Source organism: Streptohalobacillus salinus (assembly GCF_003201605.1).
GTDB lineage: Bacteria > Bacillota > Bacilli > Bacillales > Amphibacillaceae > Streptohalobacillus > Streptohalobacillus salinus.
Window position 1 is genome coordinate 1 of sequence record NZ_QJJR01000020.1, and the last position, 18,508, is coordinate 18,508.

Annotated in this window: 17 protein-coding genes and 1 pseudogene; 7 read left to right on the forward strand and 11 right to left on the reverse strand. The window is 38.4% G+C overall.

Annotated features, from left to right (window positions below; all coding sequences use genetic code 11):
- Window positions 1–508 precede the first annotated feature (508 nt).
- The 6 genes and pseudogenes from DES38_RS11365 to DES38_RS11390 all read right to left on the reverse strand — a co-directional run bounded on the left by DES38_RS11365 (window position 509) and on the right by DES38_RS11390 (window position 8,673).
- Complete coding sequence (locus DES38_RS11365) at window positions 509–1,939, reverse strand: glycoside hydrolase family 1 protein (RefSeq protein ID WP_110252221.1); 1,431 nt, start codon at window positions 1,937–1,939, stop codon at window positions 509–511.
- A gap of 148 nt (window positions 1,940–2,087) precedes the next feature.
- Window positions 2,088–4,012, reverse strand: a pseudogene (locus DES38_RS11370) (beta-glucoside-specific PTS transporter subunit IIABC).
- A 288-nt stretch (window positions 4,013–4,300) separates the two neighbouring features.
- Window positions 4,301–5,161: a BglG family transcription antiterminator LicT gene (licT, locus tag DES38_RS11375; protein ID WP_110252222.1), complete on the reverse strand. Its 861-nt coding sequence runs from the start codon at window positions 5,159–5,161 to the stop codon at window positions 4,301–4,303.
- Between the two features lie 298 nt (window positions 5,162–5,459).
- Complete coding sequence (locus tag DES38_RS11380; RefSeq protein WP_110252223.1) at window positions 5,460–6,806, reverse strand: metallophosphoesterase; 1,347 nt, start codon at window positions 6,804–6,806, stop codon at window positions 5,460–5,462.
- 186 nt (window positions 6,807–6,992) lie between these two features.
- Complete coding sequence (locus tag DES38_RS11385; RefSeq protein ID WP_110252224.1) at window positions 6,993–7,559, reverse strand: NADPH-dependent FMN reductase; 567 nt, start codon at window positions 7,557–7,559, stop codon at window positions 6,993–6,995.
- A gap of 67 nt (window positions 7,560–7,626) precedes the next feature.
- Window positions 7,627–8,673 carry an LLM class flavin-dependent oxidoreductase gene (locus DES38_RS11390; RefSeq protein WP_110252225.1) on the reverse strand — a complete coding sequence of 349 codons (1,047 nt, stop codon included), beginning with the start codon at window positions 8,671–8,673 and terminating at the stop codon, window positions 7,627–7,629.
- 262 nt (window positions 8,674–8,935) lie between these two features.
- Between DES38_RS11390 and DES38_RS11395 the strand changes: the two genes are divergently transcribed.
- Window positions 8,936–9,277: a winged helix-turn-helix transcriptional regulator gene (locus DES38_RS11395; protein WP_110252235.1), complete on the forward strand. Its 342-nt coding sequence runs from the start codon at window positions 8,936–8,938 to the stop codon at window positions 9,275–9,277.
- Between the two features lie 98 nt (window positions 9,278–9,375).
- Here DES38_RS11395 and DES38_RS11400 read toward each other — a convergent pair whose 3' ends face one another.
- From DES38_RS11400 to DES38_RS11420, 5 genes are all read right to left on the reverse strand, one after another.
- Window positions 9,376–9,576: a hypothetical protein gene (locus DES38_RS11400; RefSeq protein ID WP_110252226.1), complete on the reverse strand. Its 201-nt coding sequence runs from the start codon at window positions 9,574–9,576 to the stop codon at window positions 9,376–9,378.
- A 40-nt stretch (window positions 9,577–9,616) separates the two neighbouring features.
- Complete coding sequence (locus DES38_RS11405) at window positions 9,617–10,588, reverse strand: LacI family DNA-binding transcriptional regulator (protein ID WP_110252227.1); 972 nt, start codon at window positions 10,586–10,588, stop codon at window positions 9,617–9,619.
- A 440-nt stretch (window positions 10,589–11,028) separates the two neighbouring features.
- Window positions 11,029–11,409, reverse strand: coding sequence for a VOC family protein (locus DES38_RS11410; RefSeq protein WP_110252228.1), 381 nt, complete (start codon window positions 11,407–11,409; stop codon window positions 11,029–11,031).
- Between the two features lie 676 nt (window positions 11,410–12,085).
- Entirely contained in the window at window positions 12,086–12,382 is a 297-nt protein-coding gene (locus tag DES38_RS11415) for a HesB/YadR/YfhF family protein (protein ID WP_110252229.1), read from the reverse strand.
- 383 nt (window positions 12,383–12,765) lie between these two features.
- Entirely contained in the window at window positions 12,766–13,518 is a 753-nt protein-coding gene (locus DES38_RS11420) for a DeoR/GlpR family DNA-binding transcription regulator (protein WP_110252230.1), read from the reverse strand.
- A gap of 168 nt (window positions 13,519–13,686) precedes the next feature.
- On the opposite strand from DES38_RS11420, the gene DES38_RS11425 reads away from it, so the two are divergent.
- The 6 genes from DES38_RS11425 to DES38_RS11450 all read left to right on the forward strand — a co-directional run.
- Window positions 13,687–14,379: a ribulose-phosphate 3-epimerase gene (locus DES38_RS11425; RefSeq protein ID WP_110252231.1), complete on the forward strand. Its 693-nt coding sequence runs from the start codon at window positions 13,687–13,689 to the stop codon at window positions 14,377–14,379.
- A gap of 13 nt (window positions 14,380–14,392) precedes the next feature.
- A complete protein-coding gene (gene hxlB / locus DES38_RS11430; RefSeq protein WP_211305865.1) occupies window positions 14,393–14,953 on the forward strand; it encodes a 6-phospho-3-hexuloisomerase in 561 nt (186 codons plus the stop codon).
- Between the two features lie 50 nt (window positions 14,954–15,003).
- Window positions 15,004–16,161 carry a mannitol-1-phosphate 5-dehydrogenase gene (locus DES38_RS11435; protein WP_110252232.1) on the forward strand — a complete coding sequence of 386 codons (1,158 nt, stop codon included), beginning with the start codon at window positions 15,004–15,006 and terminating at the stop codon, window positions 16,159–16,161.
- A gap of 70 nt (window positions 16,162–16,231) precedes the next feature.
- Window positions 16,232–16,669, forward strand: a complete 438-nt coding sequence (locus tag DES38_RS11440; RefSeq protein WP_110252233.1) for a PTS sugar transporter subunit IIA — start codon at window positions 16,232–16,234, stop codon at window positions 16,667–16,669.
- Window positions 16,670–16,751: 82 nt separating this feature from the next.
- Window positions 16,752–18,200 (forward strand): PTS mannitol transporter subunit IIBC, encoded by a 1,449-nt coding sequence (locus tag DES38_RS11445; protein ID WP_110252234.1) that lies wholly within the window; start codon window positions 16,752–16,754, stop codon window positions 18,198–18,200.
- Window positions 18,201–18,365: 165 nt separating this feature from the next.
- Window positions 18,366–18,508: hypothetical protein (locus DES38_RS11450; protein WP_146206385.1), on the forward strand; the 143-nt coding region annotated here is incomplete at its 3' end.

The following is an 18,508-nucleotide window of genomic DNA, read 5'->3' on the forward strand; positions in this document are numbered from 1 at the left end:
CCCCGAACCCAACAAATGACTCACTAAGAAGAGGCACTTACGTCAAGAGCACGCCGCAAGGCGGTGGCTAGTATAGCATAAAAATCAAGCATCCGCATCGATTAAAATAGTATAAGTATAGATTTTTGAATATATTGGGATATATTCAAAAAAGTTTATGCATTTGATTTTACAATTCAGGATTCATTTATAATAAAGAAAGTACTTATTTTTAGAAGGGATGATTTAAATGAACCGTTCTGATGATTCCAAACACCCTCATCAACACCCAGACACATTTGATCGCACGTTTTTCGGTAATCCTTTCTTCATGTTTTTTGCTATCTTAATTATTATTGTCGGCAGTATTATTTACAACTTTTTCTTTTGACTTCATCCCATTAAAAATCAGCCATCTTTTTCGTCTGACCGTTAGGGTCGTTCGATTTCGATGACTGATTTTTTTACTTCTCATAAACAAATAACTAGCAACTCGGCCTGTTAACGTTATGCTTTACTTTTTGTCAATTTATAATTCTTTTCCATTTGATGCAATAACCTGTTTGTACCAATCAAATGATTTTTTCTTTTTCCGCTCGAGTGTACCAGAACCATCATCATGTTTATCAACATAAATGAATCCATAACGTTTTGAATACTGTCCCGTTGACATACTAACTAAATCAATACAACCCCAAGAGGTGTAACCAATTAAATCAACACCATCCTTCACAGCTTCTTTCATTTGAGCAATATGCGCACGCAAGTAGTCAATCCGGTAATCATCATTAATTGAACCATCTTCTTCGACTTTATCATAAGCACCCAGGCCATTTTCAACAATCATTAACGGTTTACGGTACCGACCATATAGTTCATTAAGCGCAATCCGCAAGCCGACCGGATCAATTTCCCATCCCCAATCACTTGCTTTAAGGAATGGATTTTTGACGCCCCCAATTAAGTTTCCTTCCCCTTGTTCTTCTGGTGTTTTTTCTTTCTTTTCTGTACGCGACATATAATAACTGAAGGAAACAAAATCAACAGTCCCTTGTTTTATAGTAGTTAAATCATTTTCTTCCATCTTGATTTCAATACCATTTTCTTCAAAGTAATGATCGATAAAGTATGGGTATTCACCACGCACTTGAACGTCACCACAGAAAAAGTTAAAGATATCTGCCTCTTTTTTAGCATGCAGAATATTTTCTGGATTTGAGTCATAGGCGTAGACAGGTGCATAAATCAACATACAGCCTACTTGTGAACCTGGGATAATCGCATGTGCTTTTTGAACAGCTCTTGCACTTGCGACAAATTGGTGATGCAAGCCTTGAAAACTTTCTTGAAGACGCACATCATCACTTGATGGTGAGAACCCTAAACCAACAAGGGGCATATGGGTGGCACCATTAATCTCATTAAATGTTAACCAACGTGTCACTTTATTTTTGTAACGATTAAAAATCGCTTCTACATAGCGGTCAAAAAACTCAACCAACTTACGGTTTTTCCATCCGCCATATTCTTTAATTAAATGAAGCGGGGTTTCGTAGTGCGCAATCGTTACTAACGGTTCGATATCGTATTTAGCAAGTTCGTCGAAAACACGGTCATAAAAGGCAAGTCCTTCTTCGTTTGGTTCTGTTTCATCACCATTCGGAAAAATTCGACTCCAGGCAATGCTCATGCGAAATACTTTAAAGCCCATTTCCGCAAATAACGCAATATCTTCTTTATAGCGATGATAAAAATCAATACCTTCATGATTTGGATACCGATATTTTTCTGTATCCATTTCAAAATCAAACCCTGATGATGTAAGTAATTTCAAGCGATCCTTGCCACCTGGTAACACATCAGCTAAATTTAAACCACGTCCACCTTCATCGAATCCGCCTTCAAATTGATTGGCAGCTGTTGCCCCGCCCCATAAAAATCCTTCTTTAAATGTTGACATTAATTATCCTCCTCATTTCTTATGTGTATGTCTCTCTCGTTTGTAAACTAATCCTTGTCTAACCTATCGCTGTGCTTTGACCTTAAGCATTCGACAGTATTTACATAACTGTGCTTATACTGGGCGCAAATTATTTGCGCCCTTACTCTTATTTTGCTCGAAGCTCCATAATTAAATCTTGCATTTCTACTTCCGTTTGTTCCATGATCACAACATCATAATCCGAGAAGTTTGTTACCACAACAGGTGTGATCAATGAATACCCTGCTGCTTCAATTTTTTCTTGATCAAATTCTAACAAGAGTTGACCAATTTCTACACGGTCGCCTTGTTTAATATGCGCTGTGAAATGCTCGCCTTCTAAACGTACCGTGTCCATCCCCACATGGATGAGGACTTCTGCACCTTCATCTGAGGTAATTCCAATCGCATGATGTGTTGGGAACAACGTGGTTACCGTACCTGCGACTGGTGCGTAAACTTTGCCTTCTTCTGGTTCAATCGCGATCCCTTGTCCAATCGCACCTGATGCGAAAGCTGTATCGTCAATTGTCTCAAGTTTTTTTACTAGCCCTTTGAAGGGACTCGTGATTACTGTATTTTTCACTGTTCCTTCATTAGGCTTCTCTACTTTTTTCCAGACTTACCGTCCGTAATTGGTGATTCTTCTTCTTGTTTATTGATGTTACCGAATGCCCAGGTTAAACCAAAGGCTAGCACAAAACCTAGTACTGCCGCAACAATTGCTGCGAAGAAACCTGTATCAAAACCGTCGGGTGAAATAAAACTTGGAATTTGGAAGACACCAAGTCCACCTAATTCGTAACCTGTTGTACGGAAGAAGCCTAAAATTGCACCACCAATCGCTGAACTAAATATCGTAATGATAAATGGCCGCTTCAGCGGTAAGGCAATCCCGTACATCCCCGGCTCGGTGACCCCGAAAATGGATGATATAAAGGCGGGTGCACTTAATGTCTTGATTTTTTTATTGTTTGATTGAATCCACACTGCTAAAATTGCACCTGCAAGCGCCCATGAGTGCGCAAACATCGTTGCAAGAATTGTATCAAATCCTTGAACTGCGAAGTTATTAAGGGCAATAGGTACAAGACCCCAGTGAAGACCGAACATAACAAAGACTAACCATAAACCACCAATAATAAAACCAGCCACCGTTGGACTTAATTCATAAATCCAACCGGTAAATTCACCTAGTAATTGACTTGCCCATGTTGCAACGGGGCCAATCACAATAAACGTCAATGGTACGATAATTAATAGTGTGAACATTGGTACCAAGAACATGCGCACAACTGAAGGAATAACATCTTTTAAGAATTTCTCAAGCTTGGCTGCAAAAAACGTTGAAATAATAATTGGAATAACTGACATTGAGTATGTCATTAAAATAACTGGAATACCAAAGAATTCAATGTATACCGGCGACTCAAACATTGTTCCATTAAACAAGGTATAGAGCGGATCTGTTGCACCCGGTACACCTTCAAGTGCTGGATAAACAAGCGCCATCCCGATGACCATTCCTAAGTAAGGCGTGCCTCCAAACTTTTTCATCGCTGTATAACCGAGTAAGATTGGTAGGAAGTAAAAGAGTGCATCACCGGTCGCGTTTAAAATTTGGTACGTTCCACTCGTATCGTCAAGTGTGCCTGTCGCTGTAAAAAGAGCATTAAAACCTTTTATCATACCTGAAGCAGCTAGCACACCCAATATCGGTGTAAATATACTAGCGATCATATCAATAAAGCGATCAAAGAGACTGCCTGATGGACCCTCTTCTTCTTCCACTTCGCTTTCTACTTGAAATCCACCAACTTCGACCACTGCTTTGTAGACATCAGAAACGTGATTACCAATCACGACTTGATACTGTCCACCACTTTGCATCACGGTAACGACACCATCCATATCTTTTAGCACTTCTGTATTCGCTTTCTTTTCGTCTTTTAATTTAAAGCGTAGACGCGTCACACAGTGTACAACACTTCTCACGTTCTCTTTTCCACCCACATGTTTAATAATATCTTTTGCTAATTGTTCATGTTTCATTTTTAACACCCTTTCGTTAGTTAAATTGAATTTTGGGAAATAAAAAACCTGAATCAATCATAAGAGACACACACGTGTAGTGTCCGTACGATTGATTCAGGTTATGCCCAAAATAGGTAACATTCCTAAATGTAAGTTATGCATTTGTCGCGTTAATTAATTAACACCTTAAATTTATCATGGTCATTCAAAACTGTCAACACTTTTTTAAAGCGTTTACATGATTTATTTTTGAAGAAGGGCAAACATGCCTCGTTTACCCATCCATTTATAACTTAATGATTAAAATTAATTCTCTTCGTTAATCTCGCGTTCACGGTAGGTGACCCGGTGAATGTGCACCGTTAAATAAACCCGTTCATCTTGGGATAAAGGCCAATTAAAATTCTTTTCTAAATATAAATTAATTCGTTCCGTACACTGATAGGCTTGCTGATATTTCCGCATCACTTGTTCGTGCATAAAATCATCAACCGTATCTTTTGCCGTTTCTTTACGAATAAAACGGACGGCAAAATAACGCAGATGCGTGACAAAACGTTCGTAATTAATCGTTGTTTCATCCAGCTCCATTTGATAAAAATATTTAACAATATTTAAAATGCTTTCCACCATCTCGGTAACTTGAACAGCTGCTTGCATGTTTTCACCTGATACTTGGCTATTCACAAGGTGAAGTGCAATTGAGCCTGCTTCATCATCATTTAACCGAATGCCTGTATGTTTTTCAATGATGCCTAAACAACGTAGCGCAATTTGATACTCTCGTTTATAGTACTTCCTTACTTCATACAACAAATTGTTTTTTAGTTCTATTCCTTGTTCATAACGTGCAATTGCAAAACTTAAGTGATCAGTTAATGCCACATACAAATATTCATTCAATTGGTACGGCACATGCTTTTGCGCATAAGTTAAAATTTCTGATGCAATGTCTAAATACTTTTCGGATGTGTACTTCAATAATTGATCAAGCTTGCTGGACGTTTCTTCATCTTGTAGAACAAACATTTTCTCGATTTTCTCTTCTTCGACGGCTTGACCGACTTTCTTTTGAAATGCCAATCCTTTTCCCATCACGACCATTTCTTGTTCTTCTGCATTCAGTGTGATGACAACATTATTGTTTAGCACTTTTTTAATTTCCACTTGCTCACCACCTGCTGGATTTTTCGCATCCCAAAGCCATGTCAAATTCCTGTCTAAAAAACTTAAGGTCACTTCATTTTCTATCATAGCTCATGACTGTTGTCAAGCTATCGATGAAGCCAAGTCTCCCCTATTTTTTTGAATATTGTCATTTCAGCGATGATTTTTTTGTTCTCATGCGCTATTCATCGCTGGTTCAAACTAAAAAATAATATTTTTAACTTCTTCATTGCAAAGCCAAATGCATAAACCTTCGGATTAAAAATTTTAAATAAAAAACCAGATTAGTCATAGGCAACTAATCTAGCTCAATGGTTAAACTATTTTCATCTTGATCTTCCGTATTTAAAACACTTTGTAAATATTCCGAATAAAACGTCTTACCGTCTTTCAGCCAATTTTGGTAACCTTCAGACTCAAGTAAGCGACTGCGCTCTTCAGCAACGGTCCCAGCAAAAAAGAGGGTGTTAACTTCAGCAAACACTTCAGCCATGGGGATAATCACTTCATCGGGTTTATCAAACAACAACAAATCCATAAAGGCTTTGCGGTATGAAACATCATGAAAGAATGCCGGACCGTAGGTGTGATAATTGATTAAATCCGGATTCGTTTCACCTATTTCTTTTGCATAGCTACTGACGTCAACCGGTTTAGTCTGATAGTTAAATTGACGTTTTTCGTCAATGGTGATTGCTCCGTAACGATTAGGAAAGACGCTATAAGCACCCGTAACAATATCATAGATGCCCTCATTTTCTTCAATGTGTTGTGCATGAATATGTCCGCTTAGATTTACACGCACGTCATACTCCCTTAGAAGTGCTAGCACTTCTTCACTGTTTTCAATAACAAAGTTTTCTTCAAACAGAGGGTGGTGTTGAAATAAATTGTGGTGCATCGCTAAAACAGGGGTCACATGCTGGGCTTCCGCTTCTTCTAAAACAACCGCTAGCCACGCTAACGTCCCTGATTTAATCTGTCCTTTTGTCACAGACTTCATCTGCATATTATTTGATTCGTAATTGTTTGAATCAAGCATAATCAGCCAAACATCCTCACGCAATGCTGTCACATAACTAAGTGAGTCTGAATCTGTCGCTAATGCCTCTTGATAGCCATACGCGTGATAAAGCTCACTGAAAGCATCGCCACTTAGACGATCCACCCGATATGTTTCCTCGCCTTTAAAACCAATCGCATAATAATTGTTCAAATCATGGTTCCCTGGCATCACATATACTTTGATACCCGCAGCATTTAAGCGACTAAAAAGGTCAGCCATCTGTTCGTGACTTAACTGTTCACCATTAAAAGTAATGTCACCCGTTACAATAACACCGTCAGGCTGGTCAATCAGCATTTGATTAATAAATGCCTCTATTAGCGTATCGATGTAAATCAAATCTTTTCCATCACCATTTCCCACCATGTTAATAAAGACCGGGCTATCTTCTACTAAACGATCGGCAATGTAGTGAATATCACTAATAATAACTAAATCAATGTCAGAATTATTCGGTACGAGTGCTCGTCTATCTTCAATTTTAAACGAATCCGATTCGGTAATTGGCAAGAGTTGAAAACCAGCTACAACTATAATTGAAATCATCAACATGATTGCGACAATGATTCGTTTTCGCATAGGGCACCCCTTTCTACTATCCTCATATTACACGTTAGTTCTGTTTGAAAACAAATATTGCCATTAATAACTGCCCTTAAAAAAAGAGAAAAATCCTTACTCAACATTTCATTGACGTAAGGATTTTGTTGATGATTTTAGTTTACGCTGTATACCAACCTAACGCAACTTTTTAGACCATATTGCTTAAAAACCATAAGCTTCTTCCTGTTTTTTCTGGATATAGCGTTTTGCTTCTGTTGTAAAAATGAGATCTTCAGCAAGTCGCGCCAAGCGCAAATCAACGTCATCCTTCACCAGATCATTTCCAACGAAGTCTTCCGCTAAAATATAGACATACGTCGATACAACTACTGCTTTCATGTATGACAAAATTGGTTTTAAATGTTGCTCTGCCATCAGGTAATGTTTACTTGAACCTGCCGTAACAACAATACCTGTAACCGTCTCACGCAAAGCATCCTGAGGCAATAAATCAAAGAAATTTTTCAAACTCCCTGGTATTGATGCTTGAAAGACAGGGGTCCCAAATACAACGACATCAGCTTCAACCACTTTTTTAAGGGTTGCGACAACATCTTCTTCATAATCCAAAAAGTGACGACCGTCACAAAATGGTAATTTTAATGCCTTTAAATCAATGATCTCAATCTGTGCAGCTGCGTCTTGTTTCAACCACACCTTCTTTAGCTCTGTTATTGCTCGTCGAGTTTTCGTGCCAACCACTGAACCCGATACAAAGACAATATTCATATCATCACCCCTCATTTCACTTTCTCATAGCAAACCTGCGTTTTTCTCCTTAACGATGACCCCTTGGTTATTTTTTTGTGTATTGACGAATTTTTGGCAAGACATGCTCACCAATTAGATCAATGGTTCGCATCAACTGTTTAAAGCTAACACCACCAAAGTCCATTTGACCTAAATAGCGCTGATGCTTAAAGGCATCATGTTGATAAAGAATCTTTTCAACCACTTCATCGACGCTTCCGATGTTCATCACATTATCTTTATTTTTCCCTTGAGCAAATGCTTGTTTCGGGAAACCCTGCCCGTTGGTCACTTTCATGCCCTCATTAATATATGGGTACATTTCTTGTTGGGCTTGTTGCGTGGTTTCAGCTACATGGAAAAAGCCGGCTGTTCCAACGGGATAGGCTAAGGGATCCAGCCCCACTTCTTCAAGGCTGTTACGGTAACGTTCAATCACATGTTTAAATGTTGATACTGCTCCACCAAGTGTCGCTAACTGCATCGGAACACCTTGACGTCCCGCTTTAATTGCACTGGTTGATGTCCCTCCAACTGCTCGCCAAATGGGCAGGACCGCGCGGGGCAGAACTTCCGCGTCTGTCAGTGGTGCACGAAACTCTCCTGACCAATTCACTCGTTCTTCCTGATTTATTTTTAATAACAACTCGAATTTTTCTTCAAACAGCGCTTCATAATCACTAATATCATAACCCAATAATTCAAAGAGACCGATCCGCGAGGCTCGCCCTGCGATTATTTCCGTTCGGTGGTTTGACAACAAATCAAGCGTTGCAAAATCTTCATAAACACGGACTGGATCTAATGTGCTAATAATTGTTGATGAACTTCCTAGTTTTATTTTGCTCGTCACCGCGGCAATATGTGAGAGTACTACCGTATGTGCTTGCGTAACAAATCCTTGTTGATGGCTTTCACCAACACTAAAGAAGTCCAGTCCTGCTTCATCACTTAATTTTGCTAGCTCGACAATTTCTTGTAACCGCTGCTGAGCGGAAATGCGTTTCCCCGTCGTTGGATCAACCAAATGATCACCTAAGGTATAAACACCAAATTCTAATCCATTATCTGGTTGCATCCGAAATTCATTCATGTTCTCTCCTCCAATCATTATCATGGCTAAACGTTATTGTGTTGATCGTTCCTTATTTTGATCGTATTCCCGTTAACTTTATTTTCAATCATTATTTCTTCAGGTTGAGTTTTGTTCCGATGCACACGAATGGCACTAAGCACATCAATTGTTTCATTCTATCACTAGTGATTATAATAGAATAACTACTAAAGAAACAGTACGCACTTTCAGGTAAGTAAGTATCCTAAAGGGTACTGTTAGAGGGAAGGATATGAGACGATTGATGATCAAGCCTGAATTATGTAAAGTTGATACGGCTTTGGGCATTATTGTTGGCAAATGGAAACCGACAATTTTACTCCATTTGTTGGTGGAGGATACCTTACGCTTTAATGCCTTAAAACGAAAGATACCTGATATTACGCAGCGGATGTTAACCAAACAATTGCGTGAACTCGAAGAGGAGGGACTTGTCTCTCGAACGGTCTATCCTGTCGTTCCTCCGAAGGTCGAGTACACCATCACCCCTTACGGCAAAAAACTTGAACCCATTTTACATGCGATGCACGAGTGGGGAAAAGCACATATTGAGCGAAAAAGTCAGCCCTCTACTGAGGAATAACGCTAGCTGATAAGTGATTCAAAAAAATAGCGCAACGGCAACGCTTGGTAGCCAAGCTGTTCTTCTATTTGTTTCCCCACATGCAGTCACCTCACCTTTTATTTAGCTGACTGATTTTTCTTAATGTGATGGAGACCATCACCGACACCTATCGCAATAAAACCATTTAAGACAATTAGAAGGCTCGGTATTAACCAATCTAAACCAGACGTATCCGCCATTAACATCATAAAGATAAAAACAACTGCGCCAAACACGGCAACAGCCCCTAAAGCGACTAGCGTACTTGATAACTTCATCCTTTTACCTCCTGTTATTTGTTTAGCCTTGATTTTCGTATCACTCATTTGCTTCCACTGTTTTCCGCTGGATAAACGTTGATGCCATTTCGCGATGGCTTACTTGTTTGCCTAGCGCTTGATCAAGCAACGACTGCCCAACCTGTTCAAGTGGGAGCTTAATCGTTGTTAAATCAAGCAAACTTGCAATTGGTTCATCATTAAAACCAATTAATGCAAGATCTTGCGGGATCTTAATGCCTGCATTTCGAGCAGAAATAATCATACCCGCAGCAACTTGATCACTCGTTACAAGTATAGCTGTCGGGGGTGCCGTTAAACATTTCAGCTGATTAATCAAGGCATTTCCATCTTCCGCATATAAACACCCAGTGAAAACATAATCCGGGTTATACGATAGGTGATGACTCACTAAAAACGATTGATATGCCTTTTTTCTAGCTAGACTATTTGTCCCTGTCTGACGATAAACGGAATAGCCAATCCGACGATGCCCTTGATCATACAAGTAACCCAACGCCTCTGTAAAGACTCGGGAATGGTTGATAAATGTCGTACGACATTTATTTGTCTTCACATCCTCAAATAAGACAACCGGTCCATAACTAGCATAGGCTTCCAGCGTTTTTAGTTGATGTGACCGCGAACAAAAAATAACTGCATCAATTTGTTTATTTTCGAGCATCGTTAAAGCAGACTTTTCTTTCTCATGTTGATACCCCGTTTCAAACAAGACAATATGTTTCCCTTTTGCCTTTGCAGCTTGGGTAATTCCTTTTACCACATTCATAAAGTAAGGGTGATCAAGAAAGGGTAAGACGACACCAATTAAATGCGTTTGCCCTGTGCTAAGATGGACTGCATTAATATTTCGGCGGTAGTTCGTTGCTTTAATTGCTTCATTTACCGCTTGACGTTTAGCATCACTGACGTACGGATGATTGTTCAACACCCGCGAAACCGTTGTCACCGATACACCTGCCTGTTTTGCTAGATCCTTTATGTTTACCACCTAACACGTCCTCCTTCTTGCTGCCATCTCTTTTCCATCTAATCTTTCGTATAGCGAATCTCTACTTTGTTGTTAACCTAAAAAATAATCGTACTATTCTTTTTTTAGGTTGTCATGAAACGCGTTTCATCCGTTATAATAATCGAAGAAAGCACCCATCTGTTAAAATCGGCGTAAGGGTTCGTCCGGACGTAACGATAATTCAGACCGCGGTGCTTTTTACCTGTATAGAGCCTACGCTATCAATTACCTTCTAAAGCCTTGTTGAATTTCAGTCCTTACAGACATCAATGAACTGACTGCTTTTATTCCTCATCAACACCAGACCTTGAATTAGAAACGATGATTTAAGCTTACGATTCAGTTAATTTATCAACACCTCTACTCGGAGACCTCATCTGTTTATTCTCACAGGTGTTGACAATCCCCTTACCATGCAATTAGATTGTCAACTCTATTGGATTACCTTCTGGATCTAAAAAGACACTTTCATAATAGCCATCGCCGGTTGTTCGCGGTCCATCTAAACACTCGTAACCTTCAGCAATTAGTAACGTCGTTAACTGATCCACCGCTGTTTTATCTCCTAGCGAGAAAGCGAGATGAGCAAATCCTAAGCTTTCCTTCTTGACCGTACCTGTCACGTCAGTGCGTTGCATCAGTTCTAAGCGCGCGCCTGAACTAAAACGCAAAAAATAAGAAGCGAATCCTTTGCCCTTATTTTCGTATCGTTTCGATGCCGTTGCGTTAAATTTTTGCACATAAAACACTCGCATAGCTTCTAAATCCTTTGTCCAAATCGCTACGTGTTCAATTTTCATGGCAGTGCCTCCTTTGTTCAGTTGTGGTAAGACGATAGACTCGATCTTGAAAATCGAGGTAAAAAACTCTTTATTTCTGCTTGAAGAGGTAGTTCCAGATACGTTTTGCACATACCCGCATAAATAATTTTGTTTTTTGATAAGAAATCTTTCGTTAGAGTTAACCTCTGGAAGATCTTTCAAAACCCTTCTTCTGCAGCCAATCATGTCTGTTTTAGAGACTAATGCTGTTCCCTTAGGCTTTCATCAATCATGCATAGTCCAACAACCTGCGTTAAGGTTCTGTCAACTCGCCTTAGAGCCGCTCATGGTTTGTGACATTTCCGGTTATTGATTTTACTTAGATTATCCGCTGTATTCATAATCAGCAACACAACATACCGGTCCCATTGTGTTTTCATTCTATCAAAGTCGTTCCAATGGTCATTAATAAAAACGACGCTTTGTTCATCAACAACATTTTAGCCACTCACATCACGTAGATGTTCAGCGATAAATCAATTGAGGAACAGCTCAGAAACAGGATGGGGTCACTTTTTTGTCAAAATACTTACTATACGAAGGTTATTCCGGACTACGGTAACAATGGCTTGCAGTCACATGAATATGCACGAAACAAATCAGCAAAAAACCCGTTACGCTTATCAGAATTAAGGTAACGGATTAATGCATCTAGCTATTCTTTGATATAATTATACTGCACTTCATCTAATTTATCGTCATACTCTACCGACAAGTCATGACCACTAAAGAACCATTGATCTTCTTCTTTAATAAAGAAGGTGATACCGCCTTTTTCTGTTTTTGCTGCCATATCTCCTGCATCATGGTCAATTGTAAACGCTAGCGAGTACCCTTCTTGCACCGGACTCGTGCCATAAATCTTTGAGAAGAAACGTACATTTGCCCCTTCCTCAACACCTACTTCTTTTTTAAACCATTCAATCGCCTTATCATTTACAGTAATTTTCACTATAATTGTCTCCCTTCTACTAGCTTATTTATATCGAGCGCTTATTCATCTCACTTTCTTTACAAAAAAACACTAACAAACATGCCATTGTCTATACTTTACCCGTCTTTCGTTTCTTAAAACCTCCACCTGTTAGTACCATCAATAAATATAGGATTTCCCAGTTCCAGTAACGAGCTTAAACACAAAAAAGGTTGGCGCAATCTGCACCAACCTTTTTGTTAACCTTGTAATATTTTTAGTTGTTAAAGCACAACTTTAGAACTAAGTGATGCTTCTATTTTGGTATGTCATTTCACACATATGCCTAAAAACAGTTGTTTTAGAGCTGAAAATTTTTGAATTATTTAAAAGATAAAGACTCGAGTACTGACAAACTCACACTAGTCGTTAACCACAGTAATCTGTTGACTATCATATAACCTTGTTACTTCCGGCTGTATATTATCAGTAATTAGATAGGTTAATTGACTCGCTGGCGACACAATATGATTAGAAAAAGTATTCAATTTATCAGATGTTACCATACTGAGAACCTCATTTGAGATAGCTACCATTTTCCTTTTAACTGAAGCCTCTCCTAAACTAGGTACACTAATACCGATCGTTGCATCAATTTTATGAACACCCATTACATAAAGATCAGCGCGAATATTCTCTAAAGCTTCTACTGTCTCAATACCTAAGTTAACCATTGACTCTTTGAACAATGTTCCACCCAACATAATAACCTCAACATCATTATGGTTTGCTAAAGCAATCGCAATTGGAGGACTATTGGTTATAATCGTTGCTTTAAGCGTTAAGGGCAATTGGTTAACAAACTGCAAATTAGTTGTACCTCCATCAATTAAAATGACCATCTTATCCTTCACAAATTCAATCGCTTTTCTCGCCAGAGCTTGCTTTGCTTCCTTCATCACATCTTGCCGTTTAGAAAAATCTTCTACAGGCGGGCCAATTCGTAACGCCCCACTATGCACGCGTCTTATCAAGCCTTTATTATCTAGTTCTTTTAAATCTCTACGAATGGTATCTTCTGATACGTCAAGACGAAGACTAAGGTCACTAGCAATGACTTTTTGTTCATCATTTAATATTTCTACGATCTTTTGTTGACGTTCTTGTTTTAACATACTCGTCATCCTTTGCTTAGTTAACTCATTTAATTTTACCATAATCTTCACAAAAAAGACAAAAACAAATACAAACAAGCACTTATATGCATAAATATTGCTTATAAGTCTTTACTTTTAATTAAAATCGCTATATAATAAAGAAAAACAGACAAAGGAGGCAACAACATGCAAAAACAGGCAGTGACAATTGCTCCGTCTATCATGTGTGCAGATTTATGTAATTTAGAAAAAAGCGTTAAGGAAATCGAACAAGCAGGATTAGAGGTATTGCACATCGATGTTATTGATGGAAGTTTCAGTCCGAGCATGCCACTAGGAATTGATACCATCAAGCAATTAAGACAGATCACGAATATGGACTTTGATGTTCATATCATGGCAAACGACAACGAGTTTTTTATTCAAGAAATGATTAAAATCGGTGTTGAGCAAATCACATTCCATTTAGAAACTAGCGTTCATATTGATCGATACATCAACTTGATTAAAAAAAGCGATACAAAGGTAGGAGTTGCAATAAATCCAGCTACGCCGTTATCTACTTTGGAATATGTCTTACCGCAATGTGACACTGTGCTATTAATGTTAATTAATCCAGGTTTTGCAACAGACAAAAATGAAAAGCAAATCCCTTATGCAATTGAGAAAGTTAAAGATTTGAAGCAATTGATTCAGGACAAAGGATTCGATACAAAAATAGAAGTTGACGGACGCGTTTCTATAGAAACAATCGAGGAATTAGTGAATGCAGGTGCCGATATACTGGTTGCCGGCAGTACAAGCCTATTTATTAAAGGAAACAGCCTTTCTGAAAATAAACAAAATATCGACAAGAAAATCTCAGCAGGATTAAATTGAAGGAGGAACTATAATGATAAACTACAGCGATATCCAAAAAGAAGTTACAACAGAAATCACAACCACACTAGGCCAAATCAACAGCAATGATGTAAGCGTTTTATTAGATGAAATAAAAAAAGCCGATAAAGTATTTTTCGTAGGCGTAGGACGCGTCTTACTCTCTTTAGAAGCTATTGCAAAACGATTAGCACACCTTGGTATCAGAACTTACATCGTTGGACAAATTACTGAGCCTGCAATAACTGAAAATGATCTACTTATTGTTGGATCAGGAAGTGGTGAATCATCTTTTCCTTTGATCATCGCTAAAAAAGCAAAAAAATTTAATGCAAGCGTAGCTCATATTGGCGCTAATCCAAATTGTTCAATGAAAGAATACTCTGATCATTTTGTCCGTATTCCTGTTAGTACCAAGTTGCAATTAGAAAACGAAATCCCTTCCGTACAGCCAATGACAAGTTTATTTGAGCAAAGTCTGTTGCTTCTAGGAGATACTTTAGCCTTGATGCTCGTTCGCGAACAGAACATAGACATGCATAGCCTATGGGAGTACCACGCTAACTTAGAATAATAAATTACAACGTGGAGATTTTTCAGTTAAAATAGTGAGGAGAGGATTTCATGCTAGCATTACACTTTGGAGCTGGAAATATCGGCAAAGGATTTATCGGCAGTTTACTAAATAAAACTGATTACAATCTTTGCTTTGTTGATATTAATCAAGACACGATCGATCGCTTCAATAAGAAAAATCGCTATCTTGTTGAATTGTTGGATGATACTCACACGGTGGAAGTTGTTGCTCCAGTGACAGCACTAAATAGCTTAACTCAAGAACAGGACGTCATTCGTCACATTGAGCAAGCTGATATTATTACCACCTCAGTTGGGGTTAATAATTTACCTCGCATTGCGGGAATTCTGGCTAAAGGATTATTAAACAGAATTAATACTAACAAAAATAAGTTGGATGTTTTAGCAAATGAGAATGCTATAAATGCTTCATCCAAGTTAAAAGAAGCAATTGCAACCCACCTTTCCGATGCAGAGTTGGCATCCATAGAGTCTTTGATTGGCTTTCCAAATACGTCTATCGATCGACTTGCACTATCAAAAACAGATGACGACGATGAGATTGCACTCGTTGAACCCTTATACGAATGGGTCATTAATGCTTCAGAGATACAAAATAACACAGCACCTCGCATTAAGGGCGCACGTTATGTTAATGATTTAAAACCATTTATTGAGCGTAAATTATATTCAGTAAATATGGCGCATGCTGCTACCGCTTACCTTGGTTTTGTATTTAACAAATCAACCATACAAGACACTCTAAAGGACCAAGAACTTGAACAGTTTATTGAAGGCACCATGCAAGAAACAGCTCAATATTTCATTAAAGTCTTTAACGTTGAACCACTTGAGATGACAAACTATATTAACAAGACGTTGCTTCGATTCAAAAACAGTAATATTCAAGACGATATTTTTCGAGTAGGGCGTTCACCCATTAGAAAGTTAGGATACAATGAACGCTTAGTTAAACCACTTCGTGAATTATCTAAGCTAGGTCTACCTATTAGCCATTTGACATTGGCGATTGCTGCCGGATATTTATTTTTTAATCCCGAAGATGAGGAATCAGTGACGATACAAAATTATATAAGTGAGCACGGGATTAAAAGTGCTATAGCTCATTTTTCAGAATTAAAAGACGCAACGTTCACAGATGCAATTATAGCAAATTACAACAAGCTCAAAACTCAAAAACTTTAACGCAAATCTATTATTCATTTTTTAAGAGCAATTTTTGGTTCTTAAATATACTATACGAGGAGATGATACGATGCTTAGTCAATATTTAACCGGAAACATTGCGTGCGTTGATAGTGTTACATCTTGGGAGGAATCGATTCGGTTAGGTGCCGCACCTTTGCTTAAAAATGGGAATATTAATGAGAGCTATATTGATGACATGATCGCTAATGTGCATGAATTCGGATCGTACATTGTAATAATCCCTGGAGTCGCGATGCCACATGCTCAAAATAAAGGCGGCGTTAATAAAAGCGGGATGTCACTGTTGAAGTTAACTGAACCGGTTATGTATCCCGAAGAGAAAGCTGTTAATTTGATAATGGTTTTAGGGGCAGTTGATAGCAATGGTCACCTTGATTTAATTTCTGACTTATCAACGTTGTTAGTAGATGATGATGTTTTGCAAGCTTTAGAACAAGCCAAAACCGAAACAGAAATCCTACATGTTATCAAACAAGCGGAATAATCCGCTTAGGTTAGCGTAACAAATCGTTCACTATCTTCACCTTAAACTTTTATTCATTTTAAATATGAAGGGCGGAATAATTATGTCAAATCAATTTGCAAATAATCAAGCTACTGCATCTAAACCATCAGTTCGCGCTAAAATTCAAGCGATGGGCGGATTCCTAACAAACATGGTATTGCCGAACATCGGAGCTTTTATTGCTTGGGGTATTTTAACAGCATTAGTCATTGAAACAGGATGGCTACCTAATGCACATTTAGCTGAAATGGTCGGACCAACTATTACTTACTTGTTACCTTTATTATTAGCTTATACTGGTGGTAGAATGGTCGGAGGTCAACGCGGGGCCGTTATGGGATCGATTGGAGCGATCGGCTTAATTATTGGCTCAGACATCCCTATGTTCCTTGGAGCAATGATTATTGGACCTTTCGGCGGTTGGGTAATTAAGCGCTTCGATAAATTAATCGAAAATAAAATTCGTGCTGGATTTGAGATGGTTGTTAACAATTTTTCAATTGGTATTTTAGGATTCTTCTTATTGCTACTCTCTTATACGGTTATTGGTCCAGTTATAAGTGCAGCAAACGGATTTGTGACATCAGCAATTGAAGCACTTGTCGCAACAGGTTTCTTGCCATTACTTTCACTTATTAATGAACCAGCAAAAGTTCTGTTTTTAAATAACGTCATTGACCAAGGCATTTATTATCCTTTAGGCATGCAAGAAACACTTGAAGTTGGTAAATCGATTTACTTTACGGTTGCTTCTAACCCTGGTCCTGGTTTAGGCTTACTCTTAGCTTTTACCTTCTTCGGTAACAAAACATCTCGAAGAACTGCTCCCGGAGCAATTATCATTCATTTCTTCGGCGGTATTCACGAATTATACTTCCCTTACGTCTTAATGAAACCACTTACAATCTTAGGAATGATTGCTGGGGGAATGTCAGGTATTGCAACTTTCCAACTATTCGGCGCCGGTCTTGTTGCAGGACCAAGTCCAGGTTCTATCTTTGCTTATTTGGCACTCACACCTAGAGGTAACTTCACCGGAATTATTTTAGGTGTACTTGTAGCAACAATTGTTTCCTTCATTGTAACTTCACTTATATTGAAATTCGAAAAGAGTTCTGATGAAGATGATGATCAGTTAACAGAATCTATTGAAAGATCTAAAACAATGAAATCTGAAGGCAAACAAATATATAGCTCTTCAGATGACAGTGCAAAGACCTCTGCTGTTAACAAAATATCTTTTGTATGTGATGCAGGTGCAGGTAGCAGCGCTTTAGGTGCAACAACATTTAGAAAAAAATTACAAAAAGCTGATTTAAATGGTATTGAAGTTAAACATTACCGCATTGAAGATGCGCCCCAAGATTCAGACATCATTGTCGTTCATAAAAATCTGCTCGATCGTGCACGTATGACTTTTAAAGACCAAAAGATCATTACAATCGATAACTATATCGGAGATCCGAAACTTGAAGAACTCTTACAACAATTAGCTAAAAACAATCATTAATTAGGCCACAAACAATATCGGAAGAGCGCTCTTGGTTGATTTACAATGATTCGCTATTGTTCAATGTACCCCTAATCCACTTGGTATATTTTTCAACCCTACCTTTGTCGGACTAGGGGTCCTTGATTCATCAAGTTTTAAAATTCGAAAGGAGATGTAAGTTTAATGACAAACCAAACGCAACAAACTTCAATTAATGCGATTCGCACACTTTCAATTGATGCGATTCAAAAGGCAAACTCTGGTCACCCAGGATTACCGATGGGGGCTGCTCCAATGGCATACACACTATGGACAGAGTTTATGGA

Bases quoted from the DNA above. Each gene is read 5' to 3' on its own strand.
- DES38_RS11365 (WP_110252221.1), bottom strand. From the start codon at position 1,939: ATGTCAACATTTAAAGAAGGATTTTTATGGGGCGGGGCAACAGCTGCC.
- DES38_RS11380 (WP_110252223.1), bottom strand. From the start codon at position 6,806: ATGCGAAAACGAATCATTGTCGCAATCATGTTGATGATTTCAATTATA.
- DES38_RS11385 (WP_110252224.1), bottom strand. From the start codon at position 7,559: ATGAATATTGTCTTTGTATCGGGTTCAGTGGTTGGCACGAAAACTCGA.
- DES38_RS11390 (WP_110252225.1), bottom strand. From the start codon at position 8,673: ATGAATGAATTTCGGATGCAACCAGATAATGGATTAGAATTTGGTGTT.
- DES38_RS11400 (WP_110252226.1), bottom strand. From the start codon at position 9,576: ATGAAGTTATCAAGTACGCTAGTCGCTTTAGGGGCTGTTGCCGTGTTT.
- DES38_RS11410 (WP_110252228.1), bottom strand. From the start codon at position 11,409: ATGAAAATTGAACACGTAGCGATTTGGACAAAGGATTTAGAAGCTATG.
- DES38_RS11420 (WP_110252230.1), bottom strand. From the start codon at position 13,518: ATGTTAAAACAAGAACGTCAACAAAAGATCGTAGAAATATTAAATGAT.
- DES38_RS11425 (WP_110252231.1), top strand. From the start codon at position 13,687: ATGCAAAAACAGGCAGTGACAATTGCTCCGTCTATCATGTGTGCAGAT.
- hxlB (WP_211305865.1), top strand. From the start codon at position 14,393: ATGATAAACTACAGCGATATCCAAAAAGAAGTTACAACAGAAATCACA.
- DES38_RS11435 (WP_110252232.1), top strand. From the start codon at position 15,004: ATGCTAGCATTACACTTTGGAGCTGGAAATATCGGCAAAGGATTTATC.
- DES38_RS11440 (WP_110252233.1), top strand. From the start codon at position 16,232: ATGCTTAGTCAATATTTAACCGGAAACATTGCGTGCGTTGATAGTGTT.
- DES38_RS11445 (WP_110252234.1), top strand. From the start codon at position 16,752: ATGTCAAATCAATTTGCAAATAATCAAGCTACTGCATCTAAACCATCA.